Source organism: bacterium (genome assembly GCA_022616075.1).
In the GTDB taxonomy this organism is placed as follows: domain Bacteria; phylum Acidobacteriota; class HRBIN11; order JAKEFK01; family JAKEFK01; genus JAKEFK01.
In genome coordinates this window covers 1-18,094 of sequence record JAKEFK010000360.1, presented here as the reverse complement: position 1 = coordinate 18,094, position 18,094 = coordinate 1, and the positions used below count along the sequence as shown (strand labels likewise).

At 48.6% G+C, this 18,094-nt stretch carries 14 protein-coding genes; 8 read left to right on the top strand and 6 right to left on the bottom strand.

Annotation, left to right across the window (positions count from 1 at the left end; genetic code table 11):
* Nucleotides 1–30: 30 nt before the first annotated feature.
* The 5 genes from L0156_27460 (at nt 31) to L0156_27440 (ending at nt 6,276) form a co-directional block, all read left to right on the top strand.
* The gene (locus L0156_27460) at nt 31–1,380 is read left to right on the top strand and encodes a TIGR00366 family protein (protein MCI0606740.1); all 1,350 of its coding nucleotides are present in this window, start codon (nt 31–33) and stop codon (nt 1,378–1,380) included.
* Nucleotides 1,381–1,396: 16 nt separating this feature from the next.
* Nucleotides 1,397–2,401, top strand: coding sequence for a hypothetical protein (locus L0156_27455; GenBank protein MCI0606739.1), 1,005 nt, complete (start codon nt 1,397–1,399; stop codon nt 2,399–2,401).
* Nucleotides 2,402–2,570: 169 nt separating this feature from the next.
* The gene (locus tag L0156_27450) at nt 2,571–3,227 is read left to right on the top strand and encodes a DedA family protein (GenBank protein ID MCI0606738.1); all 657 of its coding nucleotides are present in this window, start codon (nt 2,571–2,573) and stop codon (nt 3,225–3,227) included.
* A gap of 371 nt (nt 3,228–3,598) precedes the next feature.
* Nucleotides 3,599–4,669 carry a hypothetical protein gene (locus tag L0156_27445; GenBank protein ID MCI0606737.1) on the top strand — a complete coding sequence of 357 codons (1,071 nt, stop codon included), beginning with the start codon at nt 3,599–3,601 and terminating at the stop codon, nt 4,667–4,669.
* Nucleotides 4,670–4,671: 2 nt separating this feature from the next.
* A complete protein-coding gene (locus L0156_27440) occupies nt 4,672–6,276 on the top strand; it encodes a tetratricopeptide repeat protein (protein ID MCI0606736.1) in 1,605 nt (534 codons plus the stop codon).
* Between the two features lie 14 nt (nt 6,277–6,290).
* On the opposite strand, the gene L0156_27435 is transcribed toward L0156_27440, so the two are convergent.
* The 6 genes from L0156_27435 to L0156_27410 form a co-directional block, all read right to left on the bottom strand.
* Complete coding sequence (locus L0156_27435) at nt 6,291–7,913, bottom strand: HEAT repeat domain-containing protein (GenBank protein MCI0606735.1); 1,623 nt, start codon at nt 7,911–7,913, stop codon at nt 6,291–6,293.
* On the bottom strand, nt 7,882–9,027 hold the full coding sequence (locus tag L0156_27430; protein MCI0606734.1) for a DUF4097 domain-containing protein: 1,146 nt from the start codon (nt 9,025–9,027) through the stop codon (nt 7,882–7,884). Before L0156_27430 ends, L0156_27435 begins: the two co-directional genes overlap by 32 nt.
* Nucleotides 9,024–9,971 (bottom strand): HEAT repeat domain-containing protein, encoded by a 948-nt coding sequence (locus tag L0156_27425; protein MCI0606733.1) that lies wholly within the window; start codon nt 9,969–9,971, stop codon nt 9,024–9,026. Before L0156_27425 ends, L0156_27430 begins: the two co-directional genes overlap by 4 nt.
* A gap of 1 nt (nt 9,972) precedes the next feature.
* On the bottom strand, nt 9,973–10,539 hold the full coding sequence (locus tag L0156_27420; protein ID MCI0606732.1) for a sigma-70 family RNA polymerase sigma factor: 567 nt from the start codon (nt 10,537–10,539) through the stop codon (nt 9,973–9,975).
* A 62-nt stretch (nt 10,540–10,601) separates the two neighbouring features.
* Nucleotides 10,602–12,113, bottom strand: a complete 1,512-nt coding sequence (locus tag L0156_27415; GenBank protein MCI0606731.1) for an amino acid permease — start codon at nt 12,111–12,113, stop codon at nt 10,602–10,604.
* Nucleotides 12,114–12,208: 95 nt separating this feature from the next.
* Complete coding sequence (locus tag L0156_27410) at nt 12,209–13,018, bottom strand: thioredoxin family protein (protein ID MCI0606730.1); 810 nt, start codon at nt 13,016–13,018, stop codon at nt 12,209–12,211.
* Between the two features lie 18 nt (nt 13,019–13,036).
* Here L0156_27410 and rsmB point away from each other — a divergent pair, with 18 nt between their 5' ends.
* The 3 genes from rsmB to L0156_27395 all read left to right on the top strand — a co-directional run bounded on the left by rsmB (nt 13,037) and on the right by L0156_27395 (nt 18,054).
* Nucleotides 13,037–14,302 (top strand): 16S rRNA (cytosine(967)-C(5))-methyltransferase RsmB, encoded by a 1,266-nt coding sequence (gene rsmB / locus L0156_27405; protein ID MCI0606729.1) that lies wholly within the window; start codon nt 13,037–13,039, stop codon nt 14,300–14,302.
* A gap of 63 nt (nt 14,303–14,365) precedes the next feature.
* Entirely contained in the window at nt 14,366–16,717 is a 2,352-nt protein-coding gene (locus tag L0156_27400; protein ID MCI0606728.1) for a DEAD/DEAH box helicase, read from the top strand.
* A gap of 68 nt (nt 16,718–16,785) precedes the next feature.
* The gene (locus tag L0156_27395) at nt 16,786–18,054 is read left to right on the top strand and encodes a ribonuclease H-like domain-containing protein (GenBank protein MCI0606727.1); all 1,269 of its coding nucleotides are present in this window, start codon (nt 16,786–16,788) and stop codon (nt 18,052–18,054) included.
* Nucleotides 18,055–18,094 lie beyond the last annotated feature (40 nt).

The window sequence follows — 18,094 nt, the reverse complement described above, 5'->3', positions numbered from 1 at the left end:
TAGCGCAGGCGTCCCGCCTGCGGAGCTAAAATGCAATTTCTTGTATCGATCGCCTCCGTACTCAATCGCTGGACCTCCCGCTGGATACCCGGATCCTTTTCCATCGCTCTTCTGCTCACCTTGCTCACAATAGTCTTCGCAATGGCCGCAACGCCCCATTCACTTGCGCAATGCCTCGTGTTCTGGGGAGATGGTTTCTGGGAGCTTCTGACCTTCGGCATGCAAATGACTTTGATCATGGTGACAGGATACATTGTCGTGGTTTCTCCTCCTGTAAATGCGTTCTTTCATTGGTTCAGCCGCCTTCCAAGGAATCCTCACGCCGCAATTGCTTTGACCGCTCTTGGGTCCATGCTTCTTGCATGGATTAATTGGGGTCTCGGAATTCTCGGTTCTGCAGTGCTCGTGAAATACATGGCAAAACAGCACAGAGAAGTGGATTACCGGTTGCTTGTTGCAGTGGCATACTTTGGTCTCGGCTGCACCTGGCACGCGGGACTCTCTGCATCGGCGCCAATTTTGAGCGCCACTCCCGGGCATTTTATGGAAAAGCAGATCGGAGTCATTCCTCTGTCTCAAACCATCTTTCATCCCTTCAATCTCACGGCAACAGTTGTAGTCCTGGCAGCGATGACAACACTGGCTTTTCTCCTTCATCCTCGCAACATAGAAGACCGCCGGATGGTGGCAGATGAAGCTCTGGAGAATGTCGGAATCTTTACAGCTCCTACGCCTTCGGAGGAGAAGAGTGCTACAAATTTTCTCGATTACCGTTACGCCTTGAATCTGATCCTCGGTTCGATGGGAGTCTATTACCTGGTGAATTATTTTTTCACGCAGGGCTTCGAAAAAATCAGTATTAACACAGTAAATTTCGCTTTCCTGACAGCAGGAATTCTTCTTCACAAATCTCCCGCTTCTGTAATGAAAGCAGCAGCCGAATCGGCATATTTTATTTCAAACATTGTTCTGCAGTTTCCTTTTTATTCCGGAATGTACGGCATCATCAAAGGGAGCGGCCTATCCAACGTTATCGGAAACGCTTTCGTTCAGGTCGCAACTCCAAAGACTCTTCCCTTGATCGTGTACTGGTATTCCGGTGTCGTGAATTACTTTGTGCCTTCCGGCGGATCGAAATGGGCTGTGGAAGCGCCCTACATCGCTGAAGCTGCAAAAACGCTTGGCGTGGCATATGATCAGATCGTTGTTGCTTACGCCTGGGGAGACATGATGACGGACCTGTTGCAGCCATTTTGGGCAATACCACTGCTGGCTGCAGCAGGAATTGAATTCAAAGAAATCCTCGGCTATGAAATGATCGCGTTTCTGTTTTATGCTGTCATCGTTTCTCTGTTCTTCTTTTTCTTACCTTTTTATTAGGGTTTGAGGTTTTCATTTGATCGTTGAAGTCTGTTTTCAGGATGATGTCAGCGAAGTCATTCCTTCGAGCCGGTTGCGAAGTTACGCGCGGAAAGTGATGCAGTTGAAGCATCGCAATTTGACAAATGTCTTCGAAGTGGGAGTACTCGATAACGGTCGCTGGGCTCTTGTGAGACAGGCCGGACCCGGCAGGTGGATCTATCTTGCAGAAATGAACCACGCTGACTTGAATTTCATACAAAAATGCTCCGTTCTTTATGGCCTGACGGATGTTCTCGATTACCTGTACCGCAAAGAATCTCGCGGCGGGGCCATTCTGAACTGGGATGAGCAGATCCGGTGTTCCTTTGTGACGCAAAACAGATTGGTATTTTCAGTTCATCCGCCGAATCCGAGTGATGTCGACTTACTCATTCAAGGTTCGTACTGCGCCATTTCGAAATTCACGGCTCCAGAATTGATCGATAGCTTTACTCCGACGCCCGCAGCCGATTCATTTGCGTTGGCCGCAATCGCATTTCAGCTCTTTACCGGATGCCAGATTGTCGAGCAAGATTCTTCTCAGGAAATTGCGCACCGGATTCGTTCCTTTACTTTTCCATCGGTCCGGCAGCTTGCATCCTCGCTGCCTCCTGATCTTTCTGATTTGATTGAGGCAGCCTTGCGTTTTCCGGCTGCGCAACGTCCCACTTTCTCTCGTTGGAAGGAGACTCTGGCCAAACTAGGGGCCGAACGCTTGCATCAAGCTGGACCAGAAGAAGGATCTCTTCCATCTCGCGAGACGGCGCTTAAGATGCGATTAAAGAACGTACTAGGCGGAACTCAGATGCAATTCAACAAATTTGCGCAGCTGGGCGATGTTCCTATGACCGCAGCTCTCCTTACAGAAGTGGAAGACGGTCAGTACACTCTGAATCTTCCGGAATCCAGTCAAACCCTGCCCTCTTATTGCCAGATTTGTGGAAACGTGGGGAAACAAAACATGCGCTTCTGTCACGTTTGTGGCCAACCCCTTATTTGAAAAGAGATTCCAAGTAGCACTTTGCAACGATTCCCCTCCCTTATAAGGGGAGGGTTGTCCAATAAATGAAACCCTCTCCTAACCTCCCCCTTAATAAGGGGGAGGAACAACCATTCAATGATTCATTGCGTTCTCGCTGAGGCTGATATAGTATCTCTCTTCTTTATTCATGGAACTGTTACAACAATTCATCGACATCCTGCTGCATCTGGATAAACATCTTGCTGCCATCATTCAGCAATATGGTGTTTGGACTTATCTCATCCTTTTTTTGATTATTTTTTGTGAAACCGGGTTGGTGGTCACACCGATTTTGCCTGGCGATTCACTGCTGTTTGCAACCGGCGCGTTCGCGGCAAATGGAGCTCTTGATGTAACGACGGTGCTGATTCTGCTCACGATAGCAGCCATTGGGGGAGACACTGTGAATTATTGGATCGGCGCGTATATCGGACCAAAAGCCTTTCAATATGAGGATGCCCGATTCTTCAAGAAAAAGTATTTGATCCGCACGCATGAATTTTATGAGAAGCATGGCGGCAAAACCATCATCATTGCCCGCTTCATGCCGATCATCCGCACGTTCGCGCCCTTTGTAGCGGGAATCGGAAAAATGACGTATGGCAAATTCTTAAGCTATAACGTCATCGGTGGCATTCTCTGGATCGGCCTTTTTGTTCTTGGCGGATACTATTTTGGAAATATTCCGATTGTAAAAAGGAATTTTACGCTGGTAATTCTCGCCATTGTTTTCCTTTCCATCTTGCCGGGCGTTATTGAATTCATCCGCCACCGTAGAAAGTCAGAACCACAGATAAACAGATAGAACATTTTTTGAACAGAAGGACGCATAGAGAGCAAAGGGTTTAAATCTTAGTTTCCTTTGCGACCTTCTGTCAAAAATATCTGTGCTCATACAAACGTAAAAATACGCGCTTCACGCAACTTCCACCTGAATCTTTTCGATAAGTTCATAAGGAGACTGGAGGTGTCTTATGTTTAAATCCATCCGGCGTTCCGATACTGCTTCATCTTTAGGACTATCGCATGTTGCCGAAACCAAGGATAAACCGGGGTTAAAGGAGCTCAAAATAGTGCCCGCAGAGTCTGCGCGCGCAGAGGGAACACTCAAAGTTTCGACAAAAATCTTCCGAGGCTCTCGCCCATGATCCGGTTGCCTTAACGAGGAAATCCGATTTGCATGCAGAGCTCAAGTCGATAGGATTAATAAAGCACCATCGTTACGAAGTTCTTTCTAAAGAAGAAAAGGGAAAAGCAGTAACTGTTTTTGAAAGCACGACTCCTGATGGTAAGAAAGCTTTCTTGAAGCTGTTGGAAAAGGATATCGATGGAAAGCCGGCATTAGCAAGCCGCGGATATGGCAGCACCGAAACTCTCCTGGACGAACTTCACCGGCTGTCCACTAGTGATTTTGACGCAAAATTTGATCCTAAAGTTGCGGGCGTCGGCAAGGATCGCGTCATGGAAGATCTACTAAAGGAGGTAAGTGATCCAGACCATTACATAAATCAGGATAACAGGGATGTTTGTACCGTTACGAGTATCACGCATAGTCTGGCGGCTAAGAATCCCGCTGAATATGCTCGTATTACTGCGGATTTGGCTACCAGAGGTACATCACGGCTCGCCAATGGTGATTTCATCCGTCCTACGAATGATTCATGGAAGGATGATGGCAGCAACCGGTCGGTCGGGGAAAGACTCGTGCATTCAGGTCTTATGGACTATGCCAGACCGGGTGGGATATACGAGAACATTGATCCCGGGCTTGACGGAAAAAAAGGCACTGCGGACGATGGGACTGACAGATTTACCGTTACTGGTACAAGCGGATTGGTAGATGCGGAATCGCTCAAAATACTTAAGGGACTCCATGGCTATGAATTTGAAGTATACATGGATGGAGCAGGTGGCAAAAAGGATGTTCTTGATAAAATCAAGGAAGAGTTGGGGAGTAGCAGAGGACCTGTGTTGGCTGGTTTTGATTGGGGCGGAACCCACATGGTGAACATTACTAAAGTGGAAGGAGATCGAGTCTACTTCCGAAATCCATGGGGCGGATACGAAGCCGGTATCTTGCCGGGAGTTGGAGCCACAGGATCGAAGCATTTGGGTCCTGCAAGGCGAACGGATGACGGCTGGTCCGGTATTGAATCAATGAGTACAAAAGAATACATGAAGTCAGGGATTGGAATTATTATTCCGAAAGCTATGTCAGTGCCTGCCGGCCTTAGCGCTGCGGAGTAGTTTTGTTAAAGATTCGGTGCATCGCTTTAATATTCGTTCTCAATTGTTTCGTCTTTCAGCTTGCACAGGCCAAAGAGTCTCCAGGTCAAATTGTACTGGCGGCCGCAAACGCTGTTCAGCAGAAGGATTTCAAAACTTTTCAAAAATATGTTGATCCCCGTTTCTTCCAAAGTTTGTTCGAAATGCAAACTGGTGAAAGCGAAAATGCATCTCCATTGACAGAGAAGCAGAAAGTAGAAGCGCGCAAAAACTTTTACAGACAAGTGGAGGCTGATTTCTTAACGGGACGCGGACAGATGTATTTCAATTGCCAAAACCCGGTCATCCAGGAAGAGAGGATCGTAGCAGAGGATGCACAGGTAACCATTCAATGCTCGCGTGATAGCGAGTCCGTGATTCAAAAACTCGTCGTTAGAAAATCGGAAGGGAAGTGGAAGGTCGTTTTGCCTGACTACTGGCGAGATGCCATAGATCGCATCACACGGCTGCGAAAAAACAAGAAGTATGAAGAAGCGTTGCAGCAAAGCGTGGAGTTGGCATCAAAGTTTCCTAATTCAGGAAATATTAGAAACTTAACCTCAGATATTTATTTGAATGATCTCCAGGAACCGGAAAGGGCATTAGAATCTGCGCTTCGGACTAAACAGGAACTTCCACGACATCCAGGCGGCTACTACTGGGCCGCGAAAGCGTATGACCGGCTGGAGAAATATGAAGAATGCGTTACTGTGCTTGACCAGCTTGTTCAATTCGAAAACTGGTATGGATACTTTCGTGATCTGGCGAACTGTTACTACAAAAATGGACAGTATACCGAAGCTCTGGCGGCGCTCGGGAGAGTTGCTACCAGCAGTCCACAAGCATGGGAACAAATGGCCGGCTGGCAGGTCTGGTTGCAGGGTCAAATGGAGAAAAAAAAGATTTTTGGGCTTCACCAGAATGAGCTGAACAACCAGGTAAGATCAAAAGATTCACAGCAACTGGCGGTAGCACTGATCAAACTCGGTTCTCTGGAAGTACCTGAAACAATGCCTCTTCTCGATCAACTTGCACGCGACTTGACCTTAAGTCCCGCTTTAAACAAACTAAAAGCGGCGATCATCCTACACGCAGACTTCAAAAAGAAATGGGAAGCTCCTTCTTCTGGTTCGGAAGGTCAGAGGATTCCCGCTCAGGATGCGCTGCAGGCAATTTGGCAGAGATTCGAATCCATTCCGCAGGGTGTGCGTCCGCCGCCCCTTCTTTCCGGAAAATACATGATGGAATCCATGGTGGAGTATGCGAAAGCAAATCCTTCCTATGCAACCCCTTTATCAATCGAGTTCAATGAGGAAGGAGATGCGCTATCGTTTGGGATAGGGACGGTGCCGGTTGATGGGAAATTGATCCCATCGGATTCAGATCCTTACTTCATCAGCGCGCTTTTTGTGTCCGAAAAAATGCTTCACAACGCAACTGCTGATCTCCGGCCTGGATTGAAGAGTTACACGTTTACTCTCTACAAAATGGCAGGAAAAGATCTTGTAATTTCGAGCGATCATTGGGCTGATCGCGGTGAGTTCTTCTATCGAACCACAGCCGAGACTAAATACGTACGCATCGAATAACCCGAAAATCGTCTTTACCACTTTCCTTCGATCTTTTTAATCGCGTCTTCGGCACGGAACTTGATCAAGTTGTTTTTCTCTTTTTTCAATAGCTTTAAAGTTGGAATGGCCTCTCTAGCATCAGGACCAATCTCGCCGAGCGCCAGAATCGCTGCTTCACGAACCATGGTATCCGGGTCGTTGGTCAATTGGATGAGCGCGGATACAACTTGCTTTGCTGCGGAACGCATTTGCGACAAAGCCATGGCGACTGACCTCCGATCCAAAGCGTTCGGGTTTTTCAAAGCTTCAATCATCTTTGGGACCATTTCGGCGGCTTCTGGACCGATGGCTGCAAATACTTGCACAATCGAAGTGCGCCAGAAACCTTCGGTTTCCCCCTCCTTTAAATCCCAGAGCTGCAACATAGCAGGAATCGCAGCTTTTGCGGGTGGTCCGAGTTGTGCCAGCGCCTGTAGTGCCATCAGGCGCGCGGTCACATCATTTTTCTGTAATTCCTGGATGTAATGACTGAGAGGTTTTCCTTGAAACATTGACTCCTGAGCCGTAAGAGGAGTGGAAGAGCTCTCCGGTACCGCGTCCCACTCTTCAAATTGATTCCAACAGATTGTATCCGAGTCATTTACGTAAACTCTTTTCAATTTTTCTACAACCTGAAAATAGCTCCAACCGCCCGAACTGCTTGACGCGATCGTTTCGATCGGCTTTCCCTGCAAATCGTATAACCCCAACTTCTCATAATCGGCGAAGATCAATTTCAGGCCATCCGATGTAAACGAGAGAAAATGGCCGGAAACTGGCAAAACGGATAGAGTTTGGCCCTTGTCCAGATCATAAAATACGGTCCGGCCATCACCGCCTGTTGATGCGATCACATTTTGTTTTGGGTGAAACGCCAGTGACCAGATTTCGTTGTTATGTGCATTGTAACGATGTAACAATTTGCCTTCCCGGATCGAGTACACTTCAATTCGCCCATCAGCAAAGCCGATCGCAGACTGAGAAACCGCCGCATTGAAAGCAGAGGACTTGTATCCTGCGCTTTGTCCGACAGGAAGAACTACGCCAGCTCCTGTCATCATATCCAGACGCCCAATTCCAAGGATCTCCTTTTTTGATAGGACAAACACAACGTCGTTTGATCCGTTCATCCAGACCCAGGATAAACGAGACCACTCTTTGATTGGTTTTGTAGAAATGCTTTTGATTTTCTTATAGTCCGAAAAATTGTAGACCCGGGCGTTACCTCCTTCAAAGAGTACGAATTTGTCACCGTCTGGAGAGCCAATGATATTCCAGACATACAGATACGTGAGTAGCTCATAATTAGGGGCTTTCATAAATTCTTCATACACACCCACTTTATCGACAGATGCCCACACCAATCCGCCGGTTTTTGCGGAAGCGACGTAGGACTGGTGCCCTTCCGCAGAAACACATTTCCGCTGAACTTTAGCGCTAAGGTTGGATGAATGGAACCAAACCATGAGAACAGTCAAGGCGATAAATCGCAATGTTCTCATGGTTAACAGAATTATACCGGTTTTGGGACTGAAGGAATGAAGGAAGCGAAGATTTTCTTCGCTTCCTTCCGGAAAAGTGCGGCTATCGCAGAGTGCGAATATGAATATTGCCATTCACAGTTTCGAGCCAGATACTTTCTCCGCCACCGTTCAAAGTGTAAGTGGCGTGTACTTCTTTTGAATCCGGATTCTTGTCGTATGAATCAGGTTTGAAATCGGAAAGGATTTGATATTCATCCTCTTCCCATCTTCCCCGTATATCGATGAGAGCATCGATATTTGCTTTCGCATTGGCCGGCAGGTAAATAATGACATCTCCCCCGGAGGAAGAGAGCCTGCTGCGGCCTTTTCCACTCGGGCGAAGCTCGGCCTTCACATCTCCGCCAGCCGTACTAGCTTCAACGGAACCAGTCAGGTCTGATAAGTTAATATTTCCACCGGCCGTTTTGGCGCGGATCAACCCGCTTCCGCCTCGCAATTCAATGTCTCCTCCTGCCGTTTTTGCTGTGACGCTGCCTGTAACTTTACCGATTCGAATTTCTCCGCCTGCAGTCGAAACCGTCGCTTCGCCCCCAACATCTCCAACTTCGATATCTCCACCGGCAGTGCGCGCTACCAGTGTTTTTCCAACATTGCCTACTGCGATGTTTCCACCCGAAGTGGACATATCCACATCCCCGCTGCAATTCGTCATACGTATGTCTCCACCGGAAGTGCGCAGATTCGCTGTGCCTGTAACTTTACCGGCTATGACATCTCCACCGGAAGTGCTCAATTCTACTCTTCCCTGAACATCACCCAGCCGAATGTCTCCGCCGGAAGTGGATCCTTCTATCGTTCCACGGAAATTGCCTTGCAATTGAAGATCGCCGCCGGATGTATGCAGATCCGTGTTGTAATCAACCGGGATTTGAATCGTGAAACGCACATGATGCGAGCCCCATTCTGGACGAAAACTGACCCGCACGTTGTTGCCAATCTGACTCATCTTGAGATCCTGAAGTTCGTCCGGATCAATTCCTTCGGCTTTTACGAATACTTCTGATTTTTCCCAAGAACTAACCAGAATATCTCCGGCGCTGATTGAGACCTCCAGCGTTCCCCCTTTGCCAACCTGAAACGTTTGAGTCTTAGTTTCGCCGGCAATGTCGTGCTTATGTTTTTCTACTGCAAATACCGAGCATGAAACGATCAGCAGAATGATGGTGAAAATAAGTTTTGCTTTCATTGTTTTTGTGAAACCTCCTGAATCAACCATTTGGCCTTCAAACGGACATAATCTTCTTCATCCGTCTGGGCTTCTCTGAGAACCTTCACTACTTCCTGGTCCACCAAACGCTCTGTTTCAATGCTCTTTATGGCAGCAATTCTCATCGCTGCGTTCTTATCGTTTGCGAGCACATGCAAAAATGCTTGCTTGATCTCTTCGTCTGGCTCAAATTTCTCCAGCGCGGTCAACGCTTCGATCCGCACTCCCGGATTTTCGTCCTTCACCATTGCTTGAATTAACGCGCCCTTGATCGCCGCATCCGGCTTTCTCAGCTGTTTTGCGTTCAACGCATTCACCGCGTGCAATCGAATTCCGGGATTCTGTTCATTGACAAGCGCATATGTTAAAACTTCCTGAATTCGCGCGTCATTGATGCTCCCTTTATACGTCATTGGTTTAACAGCTTCGAAAGTAAATTCAACATTCCCGTCGCTTGCATCCGCGTCCTGGAATTTAACATTGGTGATCTGTGTTTCCCCAGGCAGGATCGATGGTTGTTGCGTTTTTACAATGGGTCCTGATGTAGGCGGGCTCTGTTTCGGCTGGATCGCTTTGTATCCGATGATAATTCCAAATGCGAGACTCGCCATTGTGGCGAACGATAACCGGAAAATTGGTAACCAGCCCTGCAACCGTCCTGTCCAGATATCCTTCCATGTCTTGCGCGAACGCTCCATTCTCAGCGCGGCCCGAAGCTCCAAGCGTGCCTCGTTCAGCAACTGTGCGGAGGGCTTTGGCACAGCCGCCGCATCCACTGTGGATTGCAGCTTTTCGAGCTGAGCCAGTTCTTCGGTACAGAGCTCGCATTGATCCAGATGCAGCTTCAATTGCTTTTGCTCCTCTCTTCCGAGATCTCCGTAAATCAGGAGTGGTAATTGTTCGCGATATTCTTTGTGATCCATATTAAAAAACCTCCCGCAACTGTCCCCGCAATCTTTCCGTCGCGGTAAACAGATACTTCTTCACAGTACCTTCTGCGCAATTCATCATTGTGGCTATTTCGCGCAACTTATAACCTTCGAAATGTCTGAGCGTAAACACCAGCTTTTGCTGAGGCGATAATGCGTGCATTGCCTGCTGAACCTGTTCCTTGATCTCTGTGTTTAGAGTATCGCTGTCGCTCGATGACTTGTCCGGCAACGTTTCAGCCAGGGGACGCATTCCCTCGGTTTCCTGATCAAGAGAAGCATATTCATAACGTTTTCGCCGTGAACGGTGCGTCAGGCAAACGTTGGTAACAATCCTGTGGAGCCAGGTCGAAAACTTGCTTTCCATCCGGAATTTCGGCAAAGCCCTGTAGACCCGGATGAAGACCTCCTGATAGATGTCCTTAGCATCTTCCTCATTATTCATAAGAGAAAGAGCCAGAGATAAAACCTGGCGGTCGTAGATCTGCACAAGTTGTTCAAATGCAAGCACATGCCCTCTCTGAGCCTGAATGATTAACTCGTTTTCCTCTTGCTCCGTCATCACCTTGGCCACTCCAATTAGACCAGTAGCGTCAAAAAAGGTTGTAAGCAGCGCGTCGACTGCTATGAGGCGATCGTGCGCAATCGGCTATGCTTGTAACTATAAGCAAAATAGAGCACAAGACCGACCAGCAGCCAGATCCCGAAACGGATCCAGGTGACCATAGGTAACTGGTACATCAGATAGAAGCAGGAGAGGATTCCAAGAATCGGAACAACGGGAACCCAGGGTGTTTTAAAAGCACGTGGCCGGTTGGGGTCTTTGTAACGCAGAATTATAATACCTGCACAAACAAGAATGAAAGCAAAAAGCGTCCCAATATTGGTAAGCTCCACTATCTCATTGATGTTTGCGACGGCTGAAATAGCGGCCACCACAACACCGGTCCAGATCGTTGTTACATGCGGCGTCTGGTATTTGGGATGCACTTTTCGGAAAACCGGAGGAAGCAATCCGTCGCGGGACATCGAAAAGAAGATTCGTGGTTGTCCGTATTGAAACACCAGTAAGACCGCGGACATCGCGATTACAGCGCCAAACGCCACAACGCCCGCTGAAACGTTGGACCCGACAGAATCAAAAGCTGCTGCAAGCGGATCCGCAACACCCAGTTGATTCCACGGGACCATCCCTGTAAGAACTACAGCAACTACGATATAGATTAACGTGCAGACCACCAGAGAACCGATGATGCCGATGGGCATGTCTTTGCCCGGGTTTTTACACTCCTCAGATGCCGTTGAAATGGCGTCAAAACCTATGTATGCAAAGAAAATCAAACTGGCTCCGACCCAAACCCCTTTCAATCCATTCGGCATGAAAGGAGTCCAGTTTTCGGGTTTGACATATTTCCATCCAGCGTAAATAAAGAAGAAAAGGATAACGAGCTTTATCCCTACCATGATGTTGTTGGTGCGAGCCGATTCTTTGACGCCGATTACCAGTAACCATGTGATCACACCGATAACGAAAACTGCGAGAAAGTTAAAGATGATCGGGATCCCTGCAATGGTTGGATGACTGGTCCATGCTTCATAAGCGAGGGCCAAGCTGGGATCGATCTGTCCGCCGGCAGTCAACACTGCCTTGGCAGCCTGCATGGCAGACCGGTAATCGACTGATAACCACGCAGGAATATGCAATCCCAAACCATCGCAAAGCTGGTGGAAATAGGCTGCCCATGCGATGGCAACAGCGACATTACCCACAGCGTATTCTATGATCAGGTCCCAGCCTATAATCCATGCAACGAGTTCCCCAAGCGTTGCGTAGGAATAGGTGTAAGCGCTTCCGGAAATCGGAACAAGTGAAGCAAACTCAGCGTAGCAAAACGCGCAGAACCCACAGGCAATTGCCGTGAGTACGAACGATAGAATGATGCCGGGCCCGGCTCCCAGGTGCGCAGACCCTCCCGCAACGGCGGTACCGATGACGGCAAAGATTCCTGTCCCTATAATTCCGCCAATGCCGAGAGCGATGAGATCAATCGGGCCGAGTGTGCGCTTTAACTGAACTCCCGAATCGGCATCCTTCAGGATTTGATCCAGATTCTTTGTTCGAAAGAATTGCTGCATACAAGCCCCTCCTTACCCGTCGAGCCACGAATCACTATAACAGAGAATCTACGGTGTAGGTAGGGGCTTGGCGACTTGGCGCTTTGGCGGTTCAATTACTCCATCAATTCAAGCACTTTTCGCGCGCGTCCTGCGCTTTTACTATCGGGAAATTTCCGGAGGAACTGTTGCAGAACTTGCTTTGCTTTTTCACGCTCATCCATTTCCAGATAGATTTGCGAAAACAGCAGCAGAACGTCTTCTGTTGAGTTTCCTTCTACATAAGTTTCCAGATAAACGCCCAGTGTGTGAAGAGCTTCCTGATTCTTCTGCTGATAATACTGTGAGAGAGCCAGCGAAAAATGCGCAGATTCTTTAGCGCTATCCGGGACCAGGGCCTGCAGAATTTTCAGAAATCGAGTTTCCGCTTCCGCATTCATATCACGAAAGAGATATTCTTCCGCTAGCGTTTGAACCGTGATCCAATCACTTGCATTCAAGCGCTCCCGGTTGATCAGATCTTGCATATGGGAAATGTCCGCAATGAGCTCATCGGTTTTGAGATATCCGCCGATCCGGTTGATTAAAATTCCGTTAGAATCGACCACAAGTAGAGTAGGGAGGGTTTCCACGCTGTATTTTGCAGCAAGTCGAGTTCCTTCCGAATTGTCGTCGATATCAATCCGGAGCATGACATAGTTTCCTGCAAACTGTACAAACTTGGAATCGGAATAGACTACGGCCTCCATTTTGTGGCACCACATACACCATTCAGCAAAACAATCGATAAAAACCGGTTTGCCTGTTTCCTTCGATTTAGAGAGCGCTTCTTGAAAGTCCGTGAGCCAGACGACCTGAGGAGTTGACGACTGCAAAAGCTGCTGTGTCCCGAGAAATACCAAGAAGAAAATCGCCGCTCCTTTCATGCTTCTATAATAAGACGAATGAGAGATTTCAACGCAAGATGGGTCGCTTATCAATTGCTCAGACGAATTGAGTCGAGACAATCGAATTCTACGATTCTGTTGCAAGAAGCTTTGGGGCAAGTTGCCGACCCAAAAGACCGGCATCTCATCACCGATCTTGTTTTAGGCACAATCCGCTGGCGCAAACGCTTGCTCTTTATCATCAGTCAATTCTCACGGCGACCGCTCCAACAGTTAGATAAAGAAGTGTTGTTGATCCTGCAAGTGGGCGTTTATCAGCTTCTTTACACAAATATTGCAGCTCATGCCGCCGTGAATGAAACGGTCAAGCTCTGCAAGATTGCGCGGCTGACGTCGGCATCTTCCTTTGTGAATGGTATTTTGCGCGGCGTGCAAGGAAGGATGACAACGTTGCCCGAACCCACAGAAAACGTTCTGGCGGTCAGGTGGTCCCATCCGGAGTGGTTGGTAAACCGGTGGGTACAACGCTTCGGAGAATCAGATGCGGTGGCTTTGATGCAGGTGAACAACCAGCCACCTCCAGTGTTTGTGCACGTAAATACTCTTCGTGTGCAGCCGGAGATTGTGAGCGAGCATCTTGCTTCAGAAGGTGTGTTGGTCGAGAGCACGATTTTTGGCTCTTCCGTATTTATGGTGCGCGAAGGATCAGCGCAAAACACAAAATCATTTCTGGAGGGCGAATTCTATATTCAAGATGCTGCTGTTCATCTGCTTGGTGAAGTAATGAGCCCTCAACCGGGCTACAGGGTTCTCGAACTTGCAGCCGCTCCGGGAGGAAAGACATTTCAATTGGCTTTTCGGATTGGAGAGAAGGGGGGAGTTGTGGCTGCTGATGCGCAGCTGCGGCGAATGAAGACATGGAAGCGAAATATGGACCGGATGAAAATTTCCAACGTTTATGGGGTTGTTGCCGATGCGCGAAATTTGCCGCTGACCGGATCCTTTGATCAGGTGGTCGTTGATGCTCCTTGTTCAACTCTGGGTATTATTCGCAGGCATCCGGAGATCAAATGGTGGCGGCAAGAGACTGATCTGCCGGGGCTGAAAACTTTACAATTGCAAATTCTAGATGCCTGTGCTAAATATGTGCGAAGTCAGGGTGAACTGGTCTATTCGGTTTGCAGTTTCGAATCCGAAGAAACAGAAGAGGTGAGGGATGCTTTTTTGACGGATCACACGGGGTTTAACATTCAGAAAGAGATGGTTTTGCTTCCTCATCGTGATCACACCGACGGTTTTTATATAGTGAAATTTAAGAGGTAGGGGCGACCCTCGTGGTCGCCCGCGCGGGCAGGGACAAACCCTGCCCCTACAGGTAGTCAGAGAATGACCGATTTTTTGAGGGTGCTTGCTGCATTCAGGCGCGATTTTGCGGATCGCATTTTCCATCATGAAATCATCGATGCGCGTCCACCGGTGTTCGGCGATTTTCCAGCATCCGTTCCTTCTAAATTAGTAGAAGCGCTCCAGCAGCGTTCGATTGCCAAACCCTACAGTCATCAAGCCGCTTCCTGGCGGAAACTATCGGATGGCAAGAACGTTGTTGTGGTCACTCCCACGGCGTCAGGAAAAACGCTTTGTTACAACGTTCCTGTTGTCCAGAAGATTTTGGAGGATCCCAACACGCGCGCTCTTTACCTTTTTCCTACGAAAGCTCTTTCGCAGGATCAACTGGCGGAACTTCAAAGCCTCTTGAACCATGCTGCCCCGGAGGCAAAAGCGTTTACTTTCGATGGGGACACTCCAGCCGATGCAAGACGGGCGATCCGCGCGCAGGGACATATCGTGATTACGAATCCGGACATGCTGCACTCCGGAATCTTGCCGCATCACGTTAAGTGGCAAAAGCTTTTTGAAAATTTGAAATTCATCGTTCTGGATGAACTGCATTCGTATCGTGGAGTCTTTGGAAGCCACGTTGCGAATGTGATGCGGCGGCTCAAACGGATTTGCCGTTTTTACGGAAGCGCTCCGCAATTCATTTGTTGTTCGGCAACGATTGCAAATCCGAAAGAACATGCGGAGCTGATTCTCGAATCGCCCGTGGAGCTCATCGATGAGAATGGCGCTCCTGTCGGTGAAAAGCACTTTTTTCTTTTAAACCCTCCTGTGGTAAATCCGGCTCTAGGCATCAGGCGTTCTTATGTGAAGGAGAGCCAGAGTGTGGCGAATTATCTGCTAAGCGCAGGACTTCATACAATCCTTTTTGCGCCAAGCCGTTTGATCATGGAAATTTTGTTGACCTACCTGCAGCAGGAACAGGAGAAGATGGTTTTGCAACGGGGAGAAATCCGCGGATATCGCGGGGGTTATCTTCCTTCGGTCCGCCGCGAGATTGAAGCAGGCCTTCGTTCAGGAGAGATCAAAGGCGTTGTTTCCACGAATGCTCTGGAACTCGGCATCGATATCGGCTCGCTGGACGCCAGCATCCTGGCCGGTTATCCGGGAACCATCAGCAGCTCGTGGCAGCAAGCAGGGCGTTCCGGCCGCCGGGATAAATCTTCCATGAGTGTGCTGGTCGCCACTTCCTCACCGGTCGACCAGTTTCTCGTTCACAACCCCGAATATTTCTTCGAAGCTTCTCCGGAACACGCGCGGATCAATCCCGATAATCTCCACATACTGGTGGACCATATCAAGTGTTCATCATTTGAAATGCCATTTCATAATGTGGAACGATTTGGCAAAGAGGATTTGACTGAAATCTTGACTTTTTTGCGCGAGGAAGGTTTCCTTCACGAGACCGGAGAGGCATACCACTGGATTCATGAAGCGTATCCCGCCAATGCGGTAAGTTTGCGCCGGATCACATCCGATAACTTCCTGGTGGTGGACACTTCGAAAGGAGATGAAATCATTGCTGAAGTTGATTTTACGAGCGGACTCACAACACTCCACGAAAAGGCGATTTACATGTGCGAGGGAGTTCCTTACTACGTGGATCAGCTGGATTTCGAAGGCCGAAAAGCTCTGGTTCGTCCGGTTCAGGCGGATTATTACACGGATGCCATTACTTACACGGACGTGAAAGTGCTCGATATTTTCGAGACACAGGAAAGCGCAGTTCACAGACCCTGTCATGGCGAAATTCAGGTCACAGAAGAGGTGGTGGGTTTCAAAAAGCTGAAATTGTTCACGCTCGAAAATGTCGGAGCAGGCGAGCTTTCGCTGCCGGAGCGGGAATGGCACACCACATCTTTCTGGTTCACACTGACGCGCGAGCTTCTGGACCAGGCGCCATTTGAATCGGAAGAAAAGATCGATGCTGTTCGCGGATTAGCGTACGGTCTGCGAAGCATGGCTGTCATCTATTTGATGTGCGACGTTCGGGATCTTGGAGTTGCCGTCATTGATACATTGCAGGACCGTAAAATCTATCAGCATCAATTGCGGCGCCGGCAGTCCGATGTTCCTGCGCGAGATGTTTTTCAACCAAACATCTATTTGTACGACAAGTATCCGGGCGGCATCGGTTTCAGCAAAACGCTGTACGACATCCACCCAACTCTTTTTCAATCGGTGGAATCGCTGGTGCAGCGTTGTGATTGCATCAACGGATGCCCGTCCTGCATCGGCGCCCCGTTGATTTATTCAAGACGCCCCAAGGAAGCCATTTTGTACATTTTGTCCCAATTGAACAGTGCGCGGATTTCCCCTCCTTATGAAGGAGGGGATTAAGGGGAGGTTGGAAGAATTAAGAAAAGACAACCCCCTCTTTTGTCTCTCCCTTTATAAGGGGGAGACAAGTGTCACGAAGCTTAGACGTTATGAATTTGCGTGAGCGATTAAATCAGATGCGGTCCGGCGACCGGATCCCATCCACTCCTGTGAATCGTTCTCCCTTACCTTATTTAACACCGCTGGAAAACAAGCAAGGACTGACTTACTACTGCGACAAAATCTTTATTGACTACCACGGACAGATCGACCTGAAACAATTTCCGGAAATTGCAGTCGATACGCTCCGGTTTCTTTCACAGGACCGCACACTTGCCGATTTTTCCATCCGGGATGTCCTTTTTCTTGATATCGAAACGACAGGCACGGCCGGCGGAACGGGTACGTACGCATTTCTTGTCGGATTTGGTTTTGTTGAAGAGGGTTATTTTCAAGTTCGCCAATTCTTTCTTCATGATCTTGCCCAGGAATCCGCATTTCTGAATGCCATTGAAGAATTCTCCGGGAAGTTTCGCTATCTCGTCACGTACAACGGAAAAACATTCGATTCCCAAATCTTGCGGAATCGCTATCTGATGCATCGCAAGGAAGATCCGCTCAAGGAAAAACCTCATGTGGATATGCTTTTTATTGCCCGCCGGTTGTGGAAGAAAAGATTCCGGGAATGCGATTTGATGAATCTGGAACGAAATCTCTTGAATTTCTACCGGCTCGATGACATTCCCGGCTATTTGATTCCTTCCGTCTACACGGACTACTTGCGTTTTGCGCGCGCAAACCTGATGCAAAAAGTGATTCATCACAACCAGTGGGACATTGTTTCTCTGGCCGTATTGACCGCGCGCGCTTCGCGATTGCAGCAGCAAGAAGATTTGACACCCGAAGAGCACTTTTCACTGAGCCTTTTGTTTGAGAAGCAAAAGGACCCGGCCAAAGCAGTTCAACATCAATTGCTGGCTCTCGCCGGGGAAACTCATTTTCGGCGAGCCATTCTGTTTTCTCTTGCGCGCAATCTTCGCCGCATGAAGGATCAAGAACGAATCCAGTGGCTCGTGGATCAAGCCGAAAATATCCCTATGGATGACCTGCTCTGCCGCCAAATCTGCATCCTTTGCGAGCATGACCTGAAGGATTTCACCCTCGCTCTCAAGTATGCCCAGCTCCAAATGCAGAAGCTGGAGAAATACCGCGGCCTGAGCAGTCGTTTTGCGATTCAATGGAACGATTGGGACCGTCGCCGCGCGCGCCTTCAACGCAAATGCGAAGTTAGTACCGCTCTTCGTACGGCTTCAGCTGCTGGACCCAATGGAAACCAGCGTCCTGCTTTGGGACCATAATGGCGAACCATTTGAGGGAGTGACCATCGAAATGCAAAAT